The 17,786-nt window shown below is 30.2% G+C and carries 15 protein-coding genes; 4 read left to right on the top strand and 11 right to left on the bottom strand.

What is annotated here, in order from left to right:
* The first annotated feature begins 76 nt into the window (after positions 1-76).
* The 4 genes from glyA to O3802_RS01405 all read left to right on the top strand — a co-directional run bounded on the left by glyA (position 77) and on the right by O3802_RS01405 (position 4,881).
* A complete protein-coding gene (glyA, locus tag O3802_RS01420; protein WP_371457978.1) occupies positions 77-1,294 on the top strand; it encodes a serine hydroxymethyltransferase in 1,218 nt (405 codons plus the stop codon).
* A gap of 205 nt (positions 1,295-1,499) precedes the next feature.
* Positions 1,500-2,858, top strand: coding sequence for a guanine deaminase (gene guaD, locus O3802_RS01415; protein ID WP_371457977.1), 1,359 nt, complete (start codon positions 1,500-1,502; stop codon positions 2,856-2,858).
* 133 nt (positions 2,859-2,991) lie between these two features.
* Positions 2,992-4,311, top strand: a complete 1,320-nt coding sequence (locus tag O3802_RS01410) for a uracil-xanthine permease family protein (protein WP_371457976.1) — start codon at positions 2,992-2,994, stop codon at positions 4,309-4,311.
* Between the two features lie 99 nt (positions 4,312-4,410).
* On the top strand, positions 4,411-4,881 hold the full coding sequence (locus O3802_RS01405) for an S-ribosylhomocysteine lyase (RefSeq protein WP_371457975.1): 471 nt from the start codon (positions 4,411-4,413) through the stop codon (positions 4,879-4,881).
* A gap of 107 nt (positions 4,882-4,988) precedes the next feature.
* Here the strand turns inward: O3802_RS01405 and O3802_RS01400 are convergent, their stop codons facing one another.
* From O3802_RS01400 to O3802_RS01350, 11 genes are all read right to left on the bottom strand, one after another.
* The gene (locus O3802_RS01400; protein ID WP_371457974.1) at positions 4,989-8,180 is read right to left on the bottom strand and encodes a Rib/alpha-like domain-containing protein; all 3,192 of its coding nucleotides are present in this window, start codon (positions 8,178-8,180) and stop codon (positions 4,989-4,991) included.
* 480 nt (positions 8,181-8,660) lie between these two features.
* Complete coding sequence (gene yajC / locus O3802_RS01395; RefSeq protein ID WP_371457973.1) at positions 8,661-8,924, bottom strand: preprotein translocase subunit YajC; 264 nt, start codon at positions 8,922-8,924, stop codon at positions 8,661-8,663.
* A gap of 77 nt (positions 8,925-9,001) precedes the next feature.
* Complete coding sequence (gene tgt, locus O3802_RS01390) at positions 9,002-10,156, bottom strand: tRNA guanosine(34) transglycosylase Tgt (RefSeq protein WP_371457972.1); 1,155 nt, start codon at positions 10,154-10,156, stop codon at positions 9,002-9,004.
* A 19-nt stretch (positions 10,157-10,175) separates the two neighbouring features.
* Complete coding sequence (gene queA, locus O3802_RS01385; RefSeq protein ID WP_004632353.1) at positions 10,176-11,204, bottom strand: tRNA preQ1(34) S-adenosylmethionine ribosyltransferase-isomerase QueA; 1,029 nt, start codon at positions 11,202-11,204, stop codon at positions 10,176-10,178.
* 123 nt (positions 11,205-11,327) lie between these two features.
* Positions 11,328-12,530 (bottom strand): FtsW/RodA/SpoVE family cell cycle protein, encoded by a 1,203-nt coding sequence (locus O3802_RS01380; RefSeq protein WP_371457971.1) that lies wholly within the window; start codon positions 12,528-12,530, stop codon positions 11,328-11,330.
* Positions 12,531-12,532: 2 nt separating this feature from the next.
* On the bottom strand, positions 12,533-12,817 hold the full coding sequence (locus tag O3802_RS01375; protein ID WP_371457970.1) for a DUF1507 family protein: 285 nt from the start codon (positions 12,815-12,817) through the stop codon (positions 12,533-12,535).
* Positions 12,818-12,827: 10 nt separating this feature from the next.
* Positions 12,828-13,028, bottom strand: coding sequence for a YqgQ family protein (locus O3802_RS01370; RefSeq protein ID WP_371457969.1), 201 nt, complete (start codon positions 13,026-13,028; stop codon positions 12,828-12,830).
* A gap of 13 nt (positions 13,029-13,041) precedes the next feature.
* On the bottom strand, positions 13,042-14,481 hold the full coding sequence (locus O3802_RS01365) for a tetratricopeptide repeat protein (RefSeq protein WP_371457968.1): 1,440 nt from the start codon (positions 14,479-14,481) through the stop codon (positions 13,042-13,044).
* A gap of 38 nt (positions 14,482-14,519) precedes the next feature.
* On the bottom strand, positions 14,520-15,023 hold the full coding sequence (locus O3802_RS01360) for a PTS sugar transporter subunit IIA (protein WP_371457967.1): 504 nt from the start codon (positions 15,021-15,023) through the stop codon (positions 14,520-14,522).
* A gap of 152 nt (positions 15,024-15,175) precedes the next feature.
* The gene (ftsY, locus tag O3802_RS01355; protein ID WP_371457966.1) at positions 15,176-16,222 is read right to left on the bottom strand and encodes a signal recognition particle-docking protein FtsY; all 1,047 of its coding nucleotides are present in this window, start codon (positions 16,220-16,222) and stop codon (positions 15,176-15,178) included.
* Positions 16,223-16,635: 413 nt separating this feature from the next.
* Positions 16,636-17,786, bottom strand: a 1,151-nt coding sequence (locus O3802_RS01350) for a MiiA motif-containing surface protein (protein ID WP_371457965.1), incomplete at its 5' end; no start/stop codon positions are given.

The following is a 17,786-nucleotide window of genomic DNA, read 5'->3' as shown; positions in this document are numbered from 1 at the left end:
CTTCTTAATTTATAAGTTGTTATAATTAGATTATAGACTTTCTTACACTTAAAATAATTTATAAAGGAGTGTTTTTATGGATAAAATTTTTGAACTTATTGAAAAAGAACAACACAGACAAAATACGAATATCGAGCTTATAGCTAGTGAAAACTTTGTATCGCAAGATATTTTAAAAGCTACTGGAAGTATATTAACTAACAAATACGCTGAAGGTTATCCTGGTAAAAGATATTATGATGGGTGTGAGGTTGTTGATGAAATTGAAAGCTTAGCTATCGAGCGTCTTAAAGAATTATTTGGTGCAAAATTTGCTAACGTTCAAGCTCATTCAGGTTCTAGCGCTAACATCGCGGTGTATATGGCATTACTTTCTCCTGGTGATACTGTTTTAGGTATGAGTATGGATGCTGGTGGACACTTAACTCATGGAAGCCGTGTAAACTTTTCTGGAAAGTTATATAATGTTGTATCTTATGGAGTAACAAAAGGCACTCATACTATTGATTACGATGAAGTTTTACAATTAGCCAAAGAACACCAACCTAAAATGATTATTGCTGGGGCTAGTGCCTACTCTCGTATAATTGACTTTGCTAAATTTAGAGAAATTGCTGATGAGGTAGGTGCATATCTTATGGTTGATATGGCTCATATAGCTGGGCTTGTCGCTACTGGTCTTCATCCTAGCCCTCTTCCTTATGCTGATGTTGTAACATCTACAACCCATAAAACTCTTAGGGGACCACGTGGTGGAGTTATTTTAACAAATAATGAAGAAATTTCAACAAAAATCAATAAAATGATTTTCCCAGGTGCTCAAGGTGGTCCACTAGAACATATCGTGGCTGCCAAAGCAATTTGTTTTGCAGAAGCATTAAAACCAGAATTTAAAGTGTATCAACAACAAGTACTTAAAAACATTCAAGTAATGGTGAATACTTTTAAAGAAAATAATATTCCTGTTATTAGCGATGGTAGTGATAACCATTTATGTCTAATCGATACCTACTCTACTTATGGAGTAACTGGTCATGACGCTAGCCTTTTATTGAGTAAAGCTAATATAACATGTAATAAAAATGGTATTCCTTTTGATACACTACCTCCTATGAAAACTAGTGGTCTTCGTTTAGGTGCTCCCGCAATGACTACTAAAGGTTATATGGAAGAGGATTTTATAGAAATAACAGATATTATCTGCTCACTCCTTAAAAATGGAGAAAATTACTTAGAAGAAGCAAAAACTAGAGTGGATATGCTGGTTTCAAAAAAGAGAAAAGAATTTAGATAATATTATACCGAAGATTACATATCTTCGGTTTTTTATATTTTAAAAATTCCATTCTATTCTCTTCCTTGAAAAATACGAACGTTAGCCTCTAAAAACACATTTAATTCTTCGTAAAATCTATTTTTATTTACTTTTAGAAAATTTTACATTGACATAGTTCGGTTCTTGTGGTATATTTATTAAACTTACAAGGAGATATAAACATATGACTATAAAAAATATTTTTAAAGCATCTCTTTTTCATAGCATTCACTACGGAAAAATCGAATTTTTAAAAGATGCTATCATCACAGTATTAGAAAATGGAATTATTAATGAAGTTATAAGAAATAATGATCCTAATTATGTGGAAAAATTAACTGAATATTCTTCTCATCAAAATTTTTATGATTTTGGGGATAAGATACTTTTACCAGGATTTATAGATTTACATATCCATGCTCCTCAATGGCCACAAGCAGGATTAGCACTTGATGATGAACTTAGTTGTTGGTTAGATAATTTCACCTTCCCTTTAGAAGCTAAGTACGAAGACGTTAATTATGCAAAAGAAGTTTATACCGATTTAGTAAAAACTCTACTTGCTAACGGAACTACATCTGCTATGTATTTCGGTACTATCCATAACGAAGCAACACTTGAACTTGCAAAAATTTGCGCTGACCTTGGTCAACGTGGGTTCGTTGGAAAAGTCGTTATGGATGATAAAACTATGAACCCAAATTTTTATCGTGATTATTCAACAGAAGAAGCATTAAAAAATACTGAACAGTTCATAAAAGATGTTATAAAACTAGGGAAAAACGTGCCTCAAGGTGTCTATCCAGTCATTACACCACGCTTTGTTCCTAGTTGTACTGATGAATCACTAAAAGGATTGGGTGTTTTAGCCAAAAAATATAATACTTACATTCAAAGTCATTGTAGTGAGAGTGATTGGGAACATAATTTTGTTTCTGAAAGATTTGGTCGTCGTGATACTAAAGTATTGGCTAGTTTTGGTCTTTTAACTGACAAAGCAGTTATGGCTCATGGAAATTTTATTAACAGTAGCGATGCAAAAATTTTCTCACATAATCACTCATCTGTTTGTCACTGTCCTATTTCAAACTCATACTTTGCTAACGCCGTTCTACCAGTAAACAAACTTAAAAATGAAGGTGTAAATATTTGTTTAGGAACTGATATATCGGGTGGTTTTTCTCCAAGTTTATATGATAATATCAAACAAACCGTTATGTCTAGTCGCCTATTAAATGATGGAGTTGATAATAATCTACCTTCTAATCAACGTGGGATTAACAACTCGAAAGTATCTATTTTTGAAGCATTTTATCTTGCAACTCACGGCGGTGGAAAAGCACTCAAACTTCCGCTTGGTATATTTAAAAAAGGTTACATTTGCGATTTTCAAGTTATTGATATAAACACACCAAATAATAAACTACCTAATTACCTAGATAATGAAGAAGATAAACATTTACTACAAAAAATACTTTATCTTTCTACAAAAGAAAATATTCGTGAAGTTTGGATTCAAGGTAAAAGAGTTTTAAAAAAATAATTAATGTTATTTTAATCACTTTACAAAGTTAGTCTTTATTAATTACTATATTTAATTTTGTAAAATTTTAAAATTAAACTGAACGAGCAGTTATACTCGATTATTAAATAAATTTTTTAAGGAGTTTCATTTTATGTCGAAAAAAAATAGACATCTTACCATTGGAGTTGATGAAGATATTCCATTTTCTCAATCCGCAATTTTAGGGTTACAGCACGTTTTAGCAATGGACGTTTATGTACCACCATTTATTTTAGCAACCGCACTTGCATTATCACCTGGTGATGCTGCAGGGCTTATTCAATCTACATTTTTAGGAGCCGGACTTGCCTCTTTAATTCAGGTTTTATTCTATCTTAGATTACCTGTCTGTCAAGGTCCATCTTTTATACCGCTTGGAGCAATTATAGGAATCTATATGGGTTCTAAGAACCTGGGAACCGTTCTTGGCGCGAGTATTGTTGGAGCTATTTTAATTATTATTCTTGGATATTCTGGTATTTATAAATATATCGTTAAAAACTTTATACCTTCTATAGTTAGTGGTACTATTATTATGATTGTTGGATTAACACTTCTGCCTTCTGCGTTTGTCAACAACATTTACATTGAAGGAAATGGATTAACTATGAAACAAAATATCTTACTTGCATTTATCACTGCAGCTTCATTAATTTTCTTTTCATCTTTAGGAAATTATATAACAAGTAGGTTTAAACGTATTTTCCAAATTTCTTCTGTTATTATTTCATTAGGAATAGGTACTTTCTGTGCTTATTTAATGGGTGGTTTTAGTACTCAGTCAATTAAGGATGCTAGTTTTTTCTCAATGCCAAAAATTTTATTTTTAGACTATGATATACATTTTGAAGCATCTGCAATTATTACTATGATTATTATTTATATGGTACTACTTGCTGAGACAACAGGTACATGGTACGCAGTAAGCTCTGTTATGGTTAAGCCTCTTAACGACACTCAAATCAACAGAGGAGTTATTGGTGAAGGTATTGGATGTCTTCTAGCCGCTTTAGTCGGAGCAACTCCAGTTACAGGTTACTCTACAAATGCTGGTATTATCTCTATTACTGGTGTCGCAAGTAGAAAAGTTTTTGTTGTTGCATCTGGTTGGTTTATTGTTCTATCATTCTTAGGAAAACTTTCAGCAATTATCAATTCTATACCTGCTGCTGTTATTGGAGGAGTTTTTGCAGTAGTATGCATTATTATTCTACTTAACGGTTTTAGAGTTGTTAAAAACCTTGATTTTTCTGAAAGAGAATTATATATTATCGGTGTTCCTTTAATGTTCACTATTGGATTATTATTTATCCCTGCTGGCCTTAAAGCTAGTGCACCACAATTTTTACAATATTTAATCGGTTCTCCAATCGCAGTTGGCGCTATTGTGGCAATTATTATGAACAAACTAATTCCAATAGAGAAATATTAAATAAGCTTGAAGAGATGAATTCAAACTCATCTCTTCTTCTTTTTTATTTTAATTAAATATAGTATAATAATCTTAACAACAATAGAAATGGAGAATATCATGACTGAGAAAAAAATGAACGTTGAAAGTTTCAATCTTGACCACACTAAAGTAGTTGCACCTTATATTCGCCTTGTCGGTGTTTATAGTGGAGAAAACGGGGATAAAATTTATAAATATGATATTAGATTTTGTCAACCTAATAAGGAACATCTAAAAATGCCAAGCCTTCACTCACTTGAACATTTAATCGCTGAACTTATTAGAAATCATCTTGATAATGTTCTTGATTTTGGGCCTATGGGGTGCCAAACAGGATTCTATCTTTCTGTAATAAATAACGATAGCTATGAGAATATCGAAGAAGCCCTTGCTAAAACTTTAGAAGATGTTCTTGTTGCAACAGAAGTTCCTGCTTGTAATGAAGTACAATGTGGCTGGGCTGCTTCTCACTCTCTAGAAGGAGCACAAGAAGAAGCGAAAAAATTCTTAGAAAAACGTTCTGAATGGAAAAATGTTTTTTCTAAATAAATACCTGTTTATTTTAATAAAGAAGTAATTACTTGAATCTAAGTAATTACTTCTTTAAAATTTATATTAATATATAGTCGTGCTGTACGCAAAACTATTATATTTGGTTATTTTAATTTTTTTCTAACTAAAGCAGCTCCTATTAACAATGTCATCCCTATTATTCCTGTTGTTTTTGTGTTATCAATCCCTGTATTAGGTAATTTTTTTATAGTAGTATTTTTAGAACTCGGTTTATTAACAACCACATACTCTGTATCATTACTATTTTTAGTGAATTCTACACTTGGTACAACACTATTAGCTACTTTACTTACAACAGCAAACATACTAAAATGATTAATCTTAAATTCTATATTTCCACCTACTATTTTAGAAGAGAGCTTAACCAACGTTCCATCTTCTAAAACATGATATACATTAACATCATTAGCCCCCTCATCTGATAATGCGATGCGAACTGTTCTTTCTTTTTCTAAATTTTCTACTTGACCTTTTTTCAAAATTTTTAAATCCAAAATTCGAACAGAAATTACTTCTCCTAATTTAGTTTTTATATTTTCTACTACATTAACATCATCAATCTCTGTTACACCAAGGTTCAATCCTTTTAATCCAGCATTTCCAAAATCAACTTGAACATCACCATTAATTAATAAATCACTAGGAATCTTATCTTCTGGATATTCTTCTAATGCTGGTTGCACCGCACTTTCTCCTTTAGAGTCTGTATATACAAAAACTGGAACTTTTATGATATCTTCTGTTTTATCACTATATATTACCTTAACTGTAACAGAATTTTCACCTAATGTACTTAGTTTATCTTCTACCAACTCATAAACTACATTTTTAGGTAATTTTTCAGTATTAACTGCTTTTAGTATAGTATCTATTGATAATTTTTTATCTTGTCTTACTTTGACTGTATTAGCTGTTATTAGTTTTGGTGTATATTTTTCTGCTTCAGTAATATACTCAGGTAATGCTTCTTGAACTAATGATTCACCTTTTTCAGAAGTGTAAATTTCATAAGGAACTACTACTCTATCTACAGTTTTATCTGGATAAGTAACTTTTACAACGACATTTACTCTACCGATATTACCAAAATTAGAAATACTTTCTACTTCTAATTTTGTTTCTGCAGGCAAGCCAGTTGTTGCTATTTTTTGAATAACCTCTAATAAGTTTAAGTTTTCACCTTGTTTCACATAATTTACTTTGTTTTCTTTTAATTGTGGATCATATTTCGCATAATCTAATAATTCTAAGGCCTCTTTTTTAGCTATTAAATCTAATCCAAGATTAGCAATTTCTTTAGTTATAGCTGTTACCGTATTTATTGAAGCCAATTTATTATTTATAACCTCTTCAGCATCTTTTAATTTATTAGATAATACTACTCTACTTTCCTTATACAATGCAGCCGATTTTTCAGTTTTATCATTCAATTCTACTATAGCATCAACTAAACTTTGTGCGGCATTAACTACTGAATTTAATTGCACTTTGTTAGCTTCATTAACTAAAACTGGCACATCAATCTCATTAGTTGTATTATCATCTAAGTATAAGACTTTAACCTTAGCATTTTTATTTCCTAAAGTTGATAAGTCTACTTTTTCCAATAATGATAATGATATATTCACCGGTAGTTTCGTTTTATCAATTTTGTCAAAGATATCTTTGTCCTTAAGGCTCTCCCCCATCATAATAGACACTGGGTTTTTATCTATCAATGTTGGTAAGAATGTAGAACTTAGTGTTCCTTTTTCTGGAGAAACAATCTTCAATTTTTTTAAATTTGGATCAATATATCCTACACCATCTACTCCTTGTCGTTTACCAAAATTAAAATCTTTATGCGAGTTTATTCTTGACTCAAAGTATGATGTAGAGCTATGTTGCCCTGCACTTTTTCCAATACTTTTAACATGTTTTGGTTTTAAAAATCCTGGAATAACATTGTCATTATCTGTATAATAGTTAGTGATTTTTCCAGATGTTGCTAACTTATCTGTAAGATCACTTTCTTTTTTCATTTCTCCGCCACCAAAGAAATTAAATAAGCCTGAATAAATTTTGGGAGCATTAAATGTATATGACCCTTTGAAAGCTTCCATTTTATCTTTTTCCGCTTGAGCTGTAGCACGTAGAGTTAAGTATCCTCCTAACGAATGCCCTGTAATATATAGATTTGTTATACTTTTATCATTTTTCAATGCTTTTATTAAATCTTTTGTCGCTATACTTTGATTAGATTCATTACCTAGTACTAAAGCTGCATCTGCACGCATGTCTCCTGATTGTTTTACGTTAGTTCCCTGAATTGCTAAAACTTGTATTGTACTATTTTTCAAAAATGGATAATTAGCTTTTGTTTCAAATAGCACTGCGTCTAAGCCATTATCTTGGTGAAAAGTTTTCTTAACAGTCCAATATGGTGCCAATTCATTATGCATAAATTGAAATTCTTTTTTCTTAAGTGATGCCACATTTGTATTTGGATCCAAAATACTTTTTATTTGATCATCTTTTTCATATACAAGATTCATTAGTAAAGCCATATCCCTTGCTGATATATTCCAAATAAGTTTATCCTTATCCTCTTTATCGTTTTGGCCGTCTCCATCAGTATCTGCTAATTTTGGATGAACATCATATCCCAAATAAGTCCTTCCATCTTTTTTATAAATATATAGTTCATCTTTATTCAAGATGCCATCACCATCATCATCACCATCAGGATTTAACACGACATTTTTATAAATTAAACTATCATATTTTCCACCTTCTAGACCAATATATCCCTTCGATATTGCTTCAGCATATTCAGAAGTTAAACGTGAAATTATTTGTACACCTGGTTTTATATTTTCTACAACAACTTCTTTATCTTTGTCTGATTTTGCTGCTTTTTCGTTATTTTTTATTATATTAACTAATAAGTCTTTGATATTAGTACTATCTGTTGTACGTTTATCAAGAACATTTAATATTTTTTCTGATGTACTAGGTTCTTCTTGAGCTTTTACTAAATTAGAATCTGTTTCATTTTTAGTAATTTCTATATTTTTATTCTTTTCAACAACTTCTGTATTTTCTTTTTTATTTTCCTTAGGTGCTAATGTAGAATCTACCCTCTCCACTGAAACTGGATTAACTGTTTCTTTAATCTCATTATCACTTGCTTGCGCATTACTACCTAGAAAAATAATTGCGCCTATTGTTACTGATGCAATACCTACTGTTAATTTTTTTATTCCATATTTTAATATACCTGTCTTTTTAAACATATATTTCTCCTTGAAAAAGCCAAATTCTTCATCTGTCTTCTTTCTTTCCTTTTGTAAAATTTAGCATTTTATTTTTATAAAAATTCACTCTTAACAAATGCAAATAATTTAACCTAATAAGTTATTTACATAGTAAGAATATTCTAATTATAAATTAAAAGTTATATTTTTACAACATTAAATAAATATTTAAAATACTATTTAAGATAATATAAAAGTTTTCTTTTTTATGAAGTTTTATATATGTTTTATATGTTATGTACATTAAATATCTCTCTTTATTTCATCGAAAAATTAATTTTACCTTTATTAATAATATATAATAATATAAAATTTTGTTGTTTTTATCTAAGCAAAAAATAAATTTTTATATTATCTTACTATACTACTTACACAAGAAAACTCCAATATCATGGAATAAATTTTTTTAAAAAAACTAAGAATAAGACTTGTCTTATTCTTAGTTTCTTGTATTTCCTATTATTTTGACACTAGACTACGTATAGCATTTCTATCTAATTCAATTTCCACTTTTGGTGCAATTCTTAATTTTATTGTTAGTGTCCCTACCTCTACGATTTCTCCATAGATTCCAGCAAAAGTAACAATTCTATCTCCTTCTTTTAATGAATCTTGAAGAAGCTTCAATTCTTTATTTCTTTTAGATTGTGGTCTTATAATCATGAAATACATAAATCCAAAAAGAAACACAATCATTAATATATTAATGTATGAACCTTGCATGTTATACCTCCATTTATTTCTTTACTATATTATTCTACTATATTGACGTAGAAAAATAAACCATTTACTATAAATTTTTAGAAATTTTTAGGATTCTTCTCATTTAACCCATATTTTTCAAAAAATTCTTCTTTAAAATCTAGTAATCTATCTTCCATGATTGCCTGACGAATATCTTTCATCATATTAATTAAAAAGTGAATATTATGCGTTGTTGCAAGTCGTGCTCCAAAAATTTCATCTGCTTTAAATAAATGACGAAGATATGCTTTTGTATAATTTTTACAACAATAACAAGAACACTCTGAATCTAATGGCGTGAAGTCTTCTGCATATTTAGCATTTTTTATTACCACACGCCCCTGAGATGTCATACACGTTCCATTTCTCGCAATACGTGTAGGTAACACGCAGTCAAACATATCTATACCACGTAATACACCCTCAAATAATGCATCTGGAGAACCAACTCCCATTAGATATCTCGCCTTATTAGCAGGAAGTAATGGTGTTACATACTCTAGCACTCGATACATTTCTTGCTTAGGTTCTCCTACCGACAATCCTCCTATGGCGTAACCTGGAAAATCCATACTAACTAAATCTTTAGCGCTTTGTTCACGTAAATCATTAAAACCTGCCCCTTGAACTATTCCAAAAATACTTTGTGTCCTTGGATTTTTATGTGCTTCTAGGCACCTTTCTGCCCAACGGCTTGTTCTTTCTACTGATTGTCTTATATACTTATAATCGTGATTAAAATCTGGGCATTCATCAAATGCCATCATAATATCCGATCCCAAAGAATTTTGGATATGCATAGCCTTTTCTGGGGATAAAAATAATTTTTCACCTGATAAATGATTTTTAAAGTGAACCCCTTCTTCTTCAATTTTCCTAAAGTCACTTAATGAAAATACTTGAAAACCTCCAGAATCCGTTAAAATACTTCCATCCCAATTCATAAACTTATGTAGCCCACCGGCTTTTTCAACAATCTTCTCCCCTGGTCTTAACCATAAATGATATGTATTAGATAAAATTATATCTGCACCCATACTTTTGACTTCCTCAGGTGCCATAGTTTTTACAGTTGCTTGTGTTCCTACTGGCATAAATACTGGTGTTTCAAAGCTACCATGTGGTGTATGTACTATCCCTAGCCTTGCTCCAGATTGTTTACAGGTCTTGATATGTTCATACCAAACTGCATTTTCTTTTACATCTCTCATCTTTTAATAAATTCCTTTCTTAAACTATTATCATCGCATCGCCAAAACTAAAGAAGCGATATTTATTTTCTACTGCTATTTTATACAAATCTAAAATCTTTTCTCTTTCATAAAATGCACTTACAAGCATTATTAACGAAGATTTTGGTAAATGAAAATTTGTAATTAGCCCATCAACACATTTAAATTTAAATCCTGGATAAATAAAAATATTTGTCCAACCAGATGCAGCTACTATTTTGCCATTATTATCTCTTGCGATTGTTTCTAGCGTTCTAGTAGTTGTTGTTCCAACAGAAAAAATTCTACCATTATTTTCTTTTGTTTTATTAATAATCTCTGCAGTTTTTTCATCTAATGTATAATATTCAGAATGCATATCGTGTTCTTCAATATTTTCCACTGCAACCGGTCTAAATGTTCCAAGCCCTACATGTAAAGTTAGGTATGCAACATTAACTCCTTTAGCCTTAATTTTATCTAACAATTCATTGGTAAAATGCAGTCCTGCTGTTGGAGCCGCTGAACTACCTACTTCTTTTGAATATACCGTTTGATATCTTTCTTTATCTGTTAATCTTTCCTTTATATATGGAGGTAATGGCATCGTACCAAGCTCATCCAAACGTTCTTGAAAAATACCTTCGTATTTGAATTCAAAATATCTAAAACCATCATCAAGTACTCTTGTACATATTGCCTCCATAATTCCATCACCAAATGAAACTACACTTCCTATTTTTATTCTTTTTGCTGGTTTTACTAGACATTCCCAAATATTATCGACTTCATTTTTTAATAATAATACTTCTATCGCTGCACCTGTATCCTTTTTTTGTCCATACAGACGTGCTGGCATTACTCTTGTATTATTAAGTACTAAGGTATCGCCTGCTTCAAAATAGTCTATAATATCTGAAAAAGTTTTATGCTCGTAATTATTTTCTTTTTTGTCAATACAAAGTAATTTACTAGTATCTCTTTTTAACAGAGGGGTCTGCGCAATCAATTCCTCTGGTAAATAAAAATCAAACTGTTCTAATTTCATGTAATATCTCCTTTAAAAGTTACCTTTACTATTATAGCTTGAATAAGATAACTTCGCAAGTTTATCCATTCTTTTTATTGAAAAATAGAGATAAAGTCGAACTTTATCTCTATTTACTTTATTTTATTTTTGTTCTCTTAAATATTTTACATGTGATAGAACATTTGTCGCTATTCCTAATCCCACACTCAAAATAAGTAGTGAACTACCCCCATTACTTATAAAAGGTAATGGTACACCTGTCATAGGTATTGAGGCTGTTACACCACCAATATTTACAACAGCTTGGACTATTAGCAAGCTAGCAAACCCAAGTGCATACATTGCTGAAAATGTATTTTTTGATTTAGTACCTGCAAAAATGACTTTTCCTATAAGAAGCCCTAGTAACGCTATTACAAATAGAACTCCAATAAGCCCTAATTCTTCTGCGATAATAGCTAATATAAAGTCAGTATGTGCTTCTGGTAAATATCCTAACTTTTGAATAGAGTTTCCTAATCCTCTTCCTACTAAGCCTCCATTTCCAAAAGCAATATATGAATTAATAACTTGATCAGCAGCCGCACTTAAATTTTCTGAAAAAGGATTTAAAAATACTTTTAGACGGTTCGTTCTATAAGAAGTTCCACTTGAAAAAACTCCCTTAACTACTAAATACATAATAAGTAGTGTGGCTCCTATTATTGCAAGCGAAAGTATTTTTTTTATATTTTTAAAATGTATATTAGAGCACAATGTCATTATTCCTATAACCGATAAAGTAATTAAAATCATCCCTGTATCATTTTGCAATGCAATTACAGCAATTAAAATTAGCGGTATACTAAAAATACTATACAGCTCGCTACTAGTACAGAGCTGACGAAGTTTAACTTTTCTTGTTTCCAATATAAAAGCCATATATATTATAATAAATAACTGTGCCAAGGTAGACGGTTGGAAACTTAAAGGTCCTAGTCGAATCCATGAGTGGGCACCATTTATAGCAGGTAATAATAAGGGGATAATAAGTAAAAATACTATTATCCAAAAGCCATATTGCAATAGTTTTTTATTTTTGAAAAACTCATGCGGTACTGCTACACTAAAAAATAAAAATGCTACATAAGATAATACTGCCCAAGCTGCTTGCCTTTTTAGAAAATAACTAGCCTCTACCGGATTAGAAGATGTGAATGTCCCATACTTGTTACCAATCATACTTGCACTATAAACCATAATACAACTAAATATCAGCAAGATTAATAATGTTAATGCAACCATCCAATCGACTCTTACATGCCTACGTTCATGCTTTATAGATTTTCTAATTTCTTTAATCATGCCTAATTCGCTTTACTCTCTAAATCTGAATTTGTGTACATGGCACTTGTTTTATCTTCTAAACTAGCCAAAATATCACGACCTTTTTTATATGATATACACCCTATCTCAACCGCCAGATTAATCTCTTTTGTCAATCCATAAATTTGTGTGTCTATTACATCTTGATAAAGTGGACATTTTTTCTGTCCTTTTATAGTTAAACAAGCATTAATCATATCTTCAATTTGCATAACATCTTCTTCTATTCTTTTTCTTACCTTAATAAATATAAGACTGTTTTCCAATTCCTCTCACCTATCCTTTTGATAATTCATAATTAACTTCCTGTTTTATTATTAGCATTGCTCTCAAAAACTCTTCCTTGGAAATTAATTCTATACGACGTAATTCTCTTACTTCATATTCTACCATACTAAGAGTATGTTTTCTATCCTTCATGTATATTATTATACCAAAAGTTTTTAAAAATTGCTGTAAATCATAAAAATTTTCCATGAAATTTCCTCTTTTAATTATTATTCAACTCATCTACCAAATTTTTATATTTCTCTACTTTTTCTAACTCATACGCCCTTTGAGCATATTCTTTACTTTTACTATAATTTCCTTCTTGACGCTCTATTAAAGCCAGATTATAATACATAGGCGCAAATGTATTATCAAAATTTAAACCTTCCAAAAAGACTTTCTTAGCATCTTGCTTAGATGATGTCATCAACTTAATCATACCTAACTCGTAATAAGTCAATACCGATTTATTATTTGAAACTAGTTCTTTTTCTAGGTTAAAAACATCATCATCTGAAGGCTGCTTTAATAATCTTTTTTCAACTTTATTTACACGGTAGTTATTTATAAGTCCCTTAGTATTAAGTCCTGTAAATAAAACTACAAAACCAAAAACAACAATTACTATAACATTCAATAATACTATATATATATTTCTTTGCTTTTCTAAGAATAATTGTATAAACACACCTAAAATGAAAGCAAATATAAATAAGATCAACGTAGTATCAAAGAATATAACTGCACCTACTAAATATATAATCGACAGACTTCCACTATATATAAATTTAAGGTTATCATTTTTCTTTGTAAGTTGATTTATAAATATAGACCCTAACAATCCAAAATTAGATACTACAGCTATATCTAAATTGCCAGAATATCCAAAAATCAAAAATAAATTAAAGACCAACGAAATAGTTACTAATATACTAATTGACTTAAGCATATTGAGAGTCTTATTGAATAATACTGAAGTTGCTAGTAGTGTAAGTAATATCACGATCAAGCTCTTTACATTCTCTATTACAAAAACACTCGTAAAAAAGCGATAAAATTGACCACTTATTATTTTTTGATAGTTATAATTCAAATATTGATATAAAGAAATTCCCCTATTTGAGAAATAAATCAGTAAGTAGTTTAGAATAAATGTTATCAAATAAAAAATTGCTATACCACTATACTTTATATCTAAAATATTTCTATCTAATGTTTGTCTTTTGTATAATTCTACAACTCTATTCTTATATCGAAGAGTATCTGGAGTATTATCTATAAACTTAACATCTGCTTCTTTAATAAATAATTTTCTATTCTTATCATTGTAGAGCATTCTTTCAATCATTAAACTTGAAGAAATTCTATATTTTTTATAATCAACTACAGCACTATCAAAATCTGGAGAAACATACAAAATTTTTATTTTTAAACAACTTAGTTTAAACATTTTTTTTAGTCGTTCTTCATTTCTTATGATATTAGAAACAATACCGTCTATTTCTGAGGACTTAAAACTATCGCTATATATAAATCTCACTAACTCATTATTTTCATCTATAAGCCAAACATCTTTTTTCTCTGGTCGGTAATGTAAAATATTATAGTTATATTTTGTTATATATAAATAAATAATTTTCCAAAATTTTTTGTCATTCATAACTTTTATACTAATAGTAAAACTTAAATAGACTTTGTCTATTTAAGTTTTACGCTTGCTACTTCTTGTGAAAAATCAACAGTTTCATTTAATTTTAATACGTTAATACTGTCAACTACATCCATATTTGTTACTACACAAGGAGTAATTGTATCCTTCGCTTTTTCTTTTACTAATTCTAAATCATATGATAACAAAGTTTGACCTACTTCTACTTTATCTCCAGCAGAAACTTTAACATCAAATCCTTCACCTTCCATAGATACTGTTTCTAAACCAACATGAATAAGCAATTCAACATTTCCTGCCTTAATACCAAAAGCGTGTTTTGTAGGGAATACTTGAATTATTTCTCCAGCTACTGGTGATACTAATTTACCTTCTTCTGGAATAATTGCAAATCCATCACCCATCATTTTTTGAGAAAACACTGGGTCTGGTACTTCAGTAATATCTACTACTTTCCCTTTCATATAAGAGTTAATTACTAATTCCTCTATTTTTTCTTCTTGTTTTCCGAATAATTTAGATAAAAATCCCATTACAATCCTCCATATATATAACCTCTTTAATATATCTATTATATACTTTTCTAGCCTATATTTCAATTGTTTTAAAGCATATTGCATAATTAATTTAAAAATATACATTATAGTAAAAAGAGGTCCCACTTTGTACCGACCTCTTTCTAGTTCTATTCTTCCTCTTCTATTTTTTCTTTATAAAATAGCCCGTATATATATTGTTCTGGATCAAATACTTCTAAATCATCAATATTTTCTCCAAGACCAACTAATTTTACAGGAATGTCTAGTTCTTTTTTAATAGCTATAACTATTCCACCTTTTGCTGTACCATCCAACTTCGTAAGAATTACACCTGTAACATCACTTACTTCTTTAAATGTTTTAGCCTGAAGTATACCATTTTGCCCTGTAGTAGCATCTATCGTTAAAAGCACCTCATGTGGTCCTTCTGGAATTTCTCTTTTTATCACTCTGACTATTTTTTCTAGTTCTCTCATCAAATAGTCTTTATTTTGCAGGCGTCCAGCTGTATCGCAAAGCAGGACATCATATCCTTTGGCTTTCGCTGATTGAATAGCGTCAAAAATAATTGCTGCTGAATCTGCACCTTCATGTGATTTTACAATATCAGCTCCACTTCTTTTTGCCCAAACGTCAAGCTGATCAATAGCTCCCGCTCTGAATGTATCTCCAGCAGCTATTAAAACCTTTTTACCTTCTTTTTTCAAATTATGTGCTAGCTTTCCGATAGAAGTAGTTTTTCCTACACCATTTACTCCTACAAATAGGAATACTGATAGTTCTTTTTCTGGCGCATACCTTAAATCTGCTTTAACAGTTCCTTCCATATAGATATCTACCAATTTCTCTATAATCATCTCTTGAAGCTCTCCTGGCTCTTTTAGATTTCTTCGTTGAGATTCTTCTTTTAGATAGTCTACCAATTCCAATACCGTATTATAGCTAACATCTGATTGAATTAATAATTCTTCTAAATCTTCAAAAAACTCTTCGTTAATTTCTCTATATGAACTTATCAAATTATTAAGTGCATTAGAAAAACTATCTCGTGATTTTTTCAAACCTTTTTTAAATTTTTCTGTTACTAACTGAGTCTCGACAAATTCTTCATATTCATCAAGCGAAATTAGTTCTTCATTTAGCTCTTCTTTAGCAGAAAATTTTTCCTTTAATTTTTCAAAAAAACTTGTCATGTTATTCTCCTTGTCCACCATATTCTGTATATAAAAAGGAAGAATATCCTACCTTTTAAATCCCACTGAACTTTTCTTTTATAAAAAAATATTTAACTTTAACTCCAAGAAATTAAATGTACTATGAATTTCTTTATTCAAAAAAGTATGATATATTTTAATATTATCGTTTCTTATATACGTAATTATATCATTCTATGTTTTATAAATCAACTACACATCAAAAATGATTAATATACTTTTTATTTTATTTCAGTATAATTATTAATTTCTAAATCTCCCTCTTCGAATTGCTAAAACAATAATAATCTCTAGAGAAATTATCTTCCCTAGAGATTATCATTAGCTAATAAAGCGTTATTTATTTAGAAAACTATTAATCATTTAATTTTATTTTTTTTTTGAAATAAATATTATTTTTCTTTTTTTCGTCTTCTTGTTGCTAACGCAATACCACCAAATAATCCAATTAAACCTAATACAGAACTTTCTGTTGAATTTAGACCTGTTGAAGATAAACGGCCTTTATTATCAGTTGCTTTATAATTTGCGTCATCTACACCATCCCCATTTTTATTATTATCAGAAGGTTTTACTTCTTTTGGTAAAATAGTTTGAGCAGGCGTTAATATCGCTACTGAACCGTCTTGGAATGTTACTGTTGCTGTTCCATCTGCTCCTACTTCTACATTTGTAGCTGTTGGATTCGCTGCTTTCACTGCTTTTTTAACTTTTTCTTTTTCATCTGAAGTTAAGTTTCTTGGATTCTCAACGATTGTTAATGAAGGAGTTTTTATGCTTTCAGATTGTTTTGGTGTTGGTAGTGGTGTTGCTTTTTGCTCTACTAATGATCTTCCTGGTATTACTACTACTTTTCCAGTATTTTGATCTGTTAGTTTTGCATTTCCTTTAGCATCCACTACTACTGTTTTTCCTGGATTTACTTTTTCAACTTCTTCCTTAACTTTTGCAATTTCTTCTGGCGTTAAGTTTTCTTTGTTCCCAACTGGTACTTTGTTTCCTGGAACATTAACTACTATTGGTGTTACTAGTTTAGCTTCTTCTGATTTTTCTTTTTCAACAACTAAGTTATCTCCAGGTATTATTGCTGGTTTTGCAGTAGGATCATTCGGATCTGTTACTGTTGCATTTCCTTTTGCATCTACTACTACTGTTTTTCCTGGATTTACTTTTTCAACTTCTTCCTTAACTTTTGTAACTTCTTCTGATGTTAAGTTTTTAGAATCAGCAACTGGTACTTTTACAGTTGGCACTTTTACTTCAAATTTATCAGAAGGTATAATCGGTGAAGGCGTTGGAGCTGGTTGTGGTTGCTCTTTTAGTTTTACCAATTCCTCTGTTGGAATTACTAATACTAAATTAGTATTAGGATCTGTTACTGTTGCATTTCCTTTTGCATCTACTGCCACTGTTTTTCCTGGATTTACTTTTTCAACTTCTTCCTTAACTTTTGCAATTTCTTCTGGTGTTAAGTTTTCTTTATTTCCAACTGGTACTTTATTTCCTGGGATATTAATAGTTCCTGGAGCTTCAGGGGCAACTG

It is taken from the genome of Gemella sp. 27098_8_92, assembly GCF_041433685.1.
Taxonomy (GTDB): Bacteria; Bacillota; Bacilli; order Staphylococcales; family Gemellaceae; genus Gemella.
This window is presented reverse-complemented; position numbering and strand designations above follow the sequence as displayed.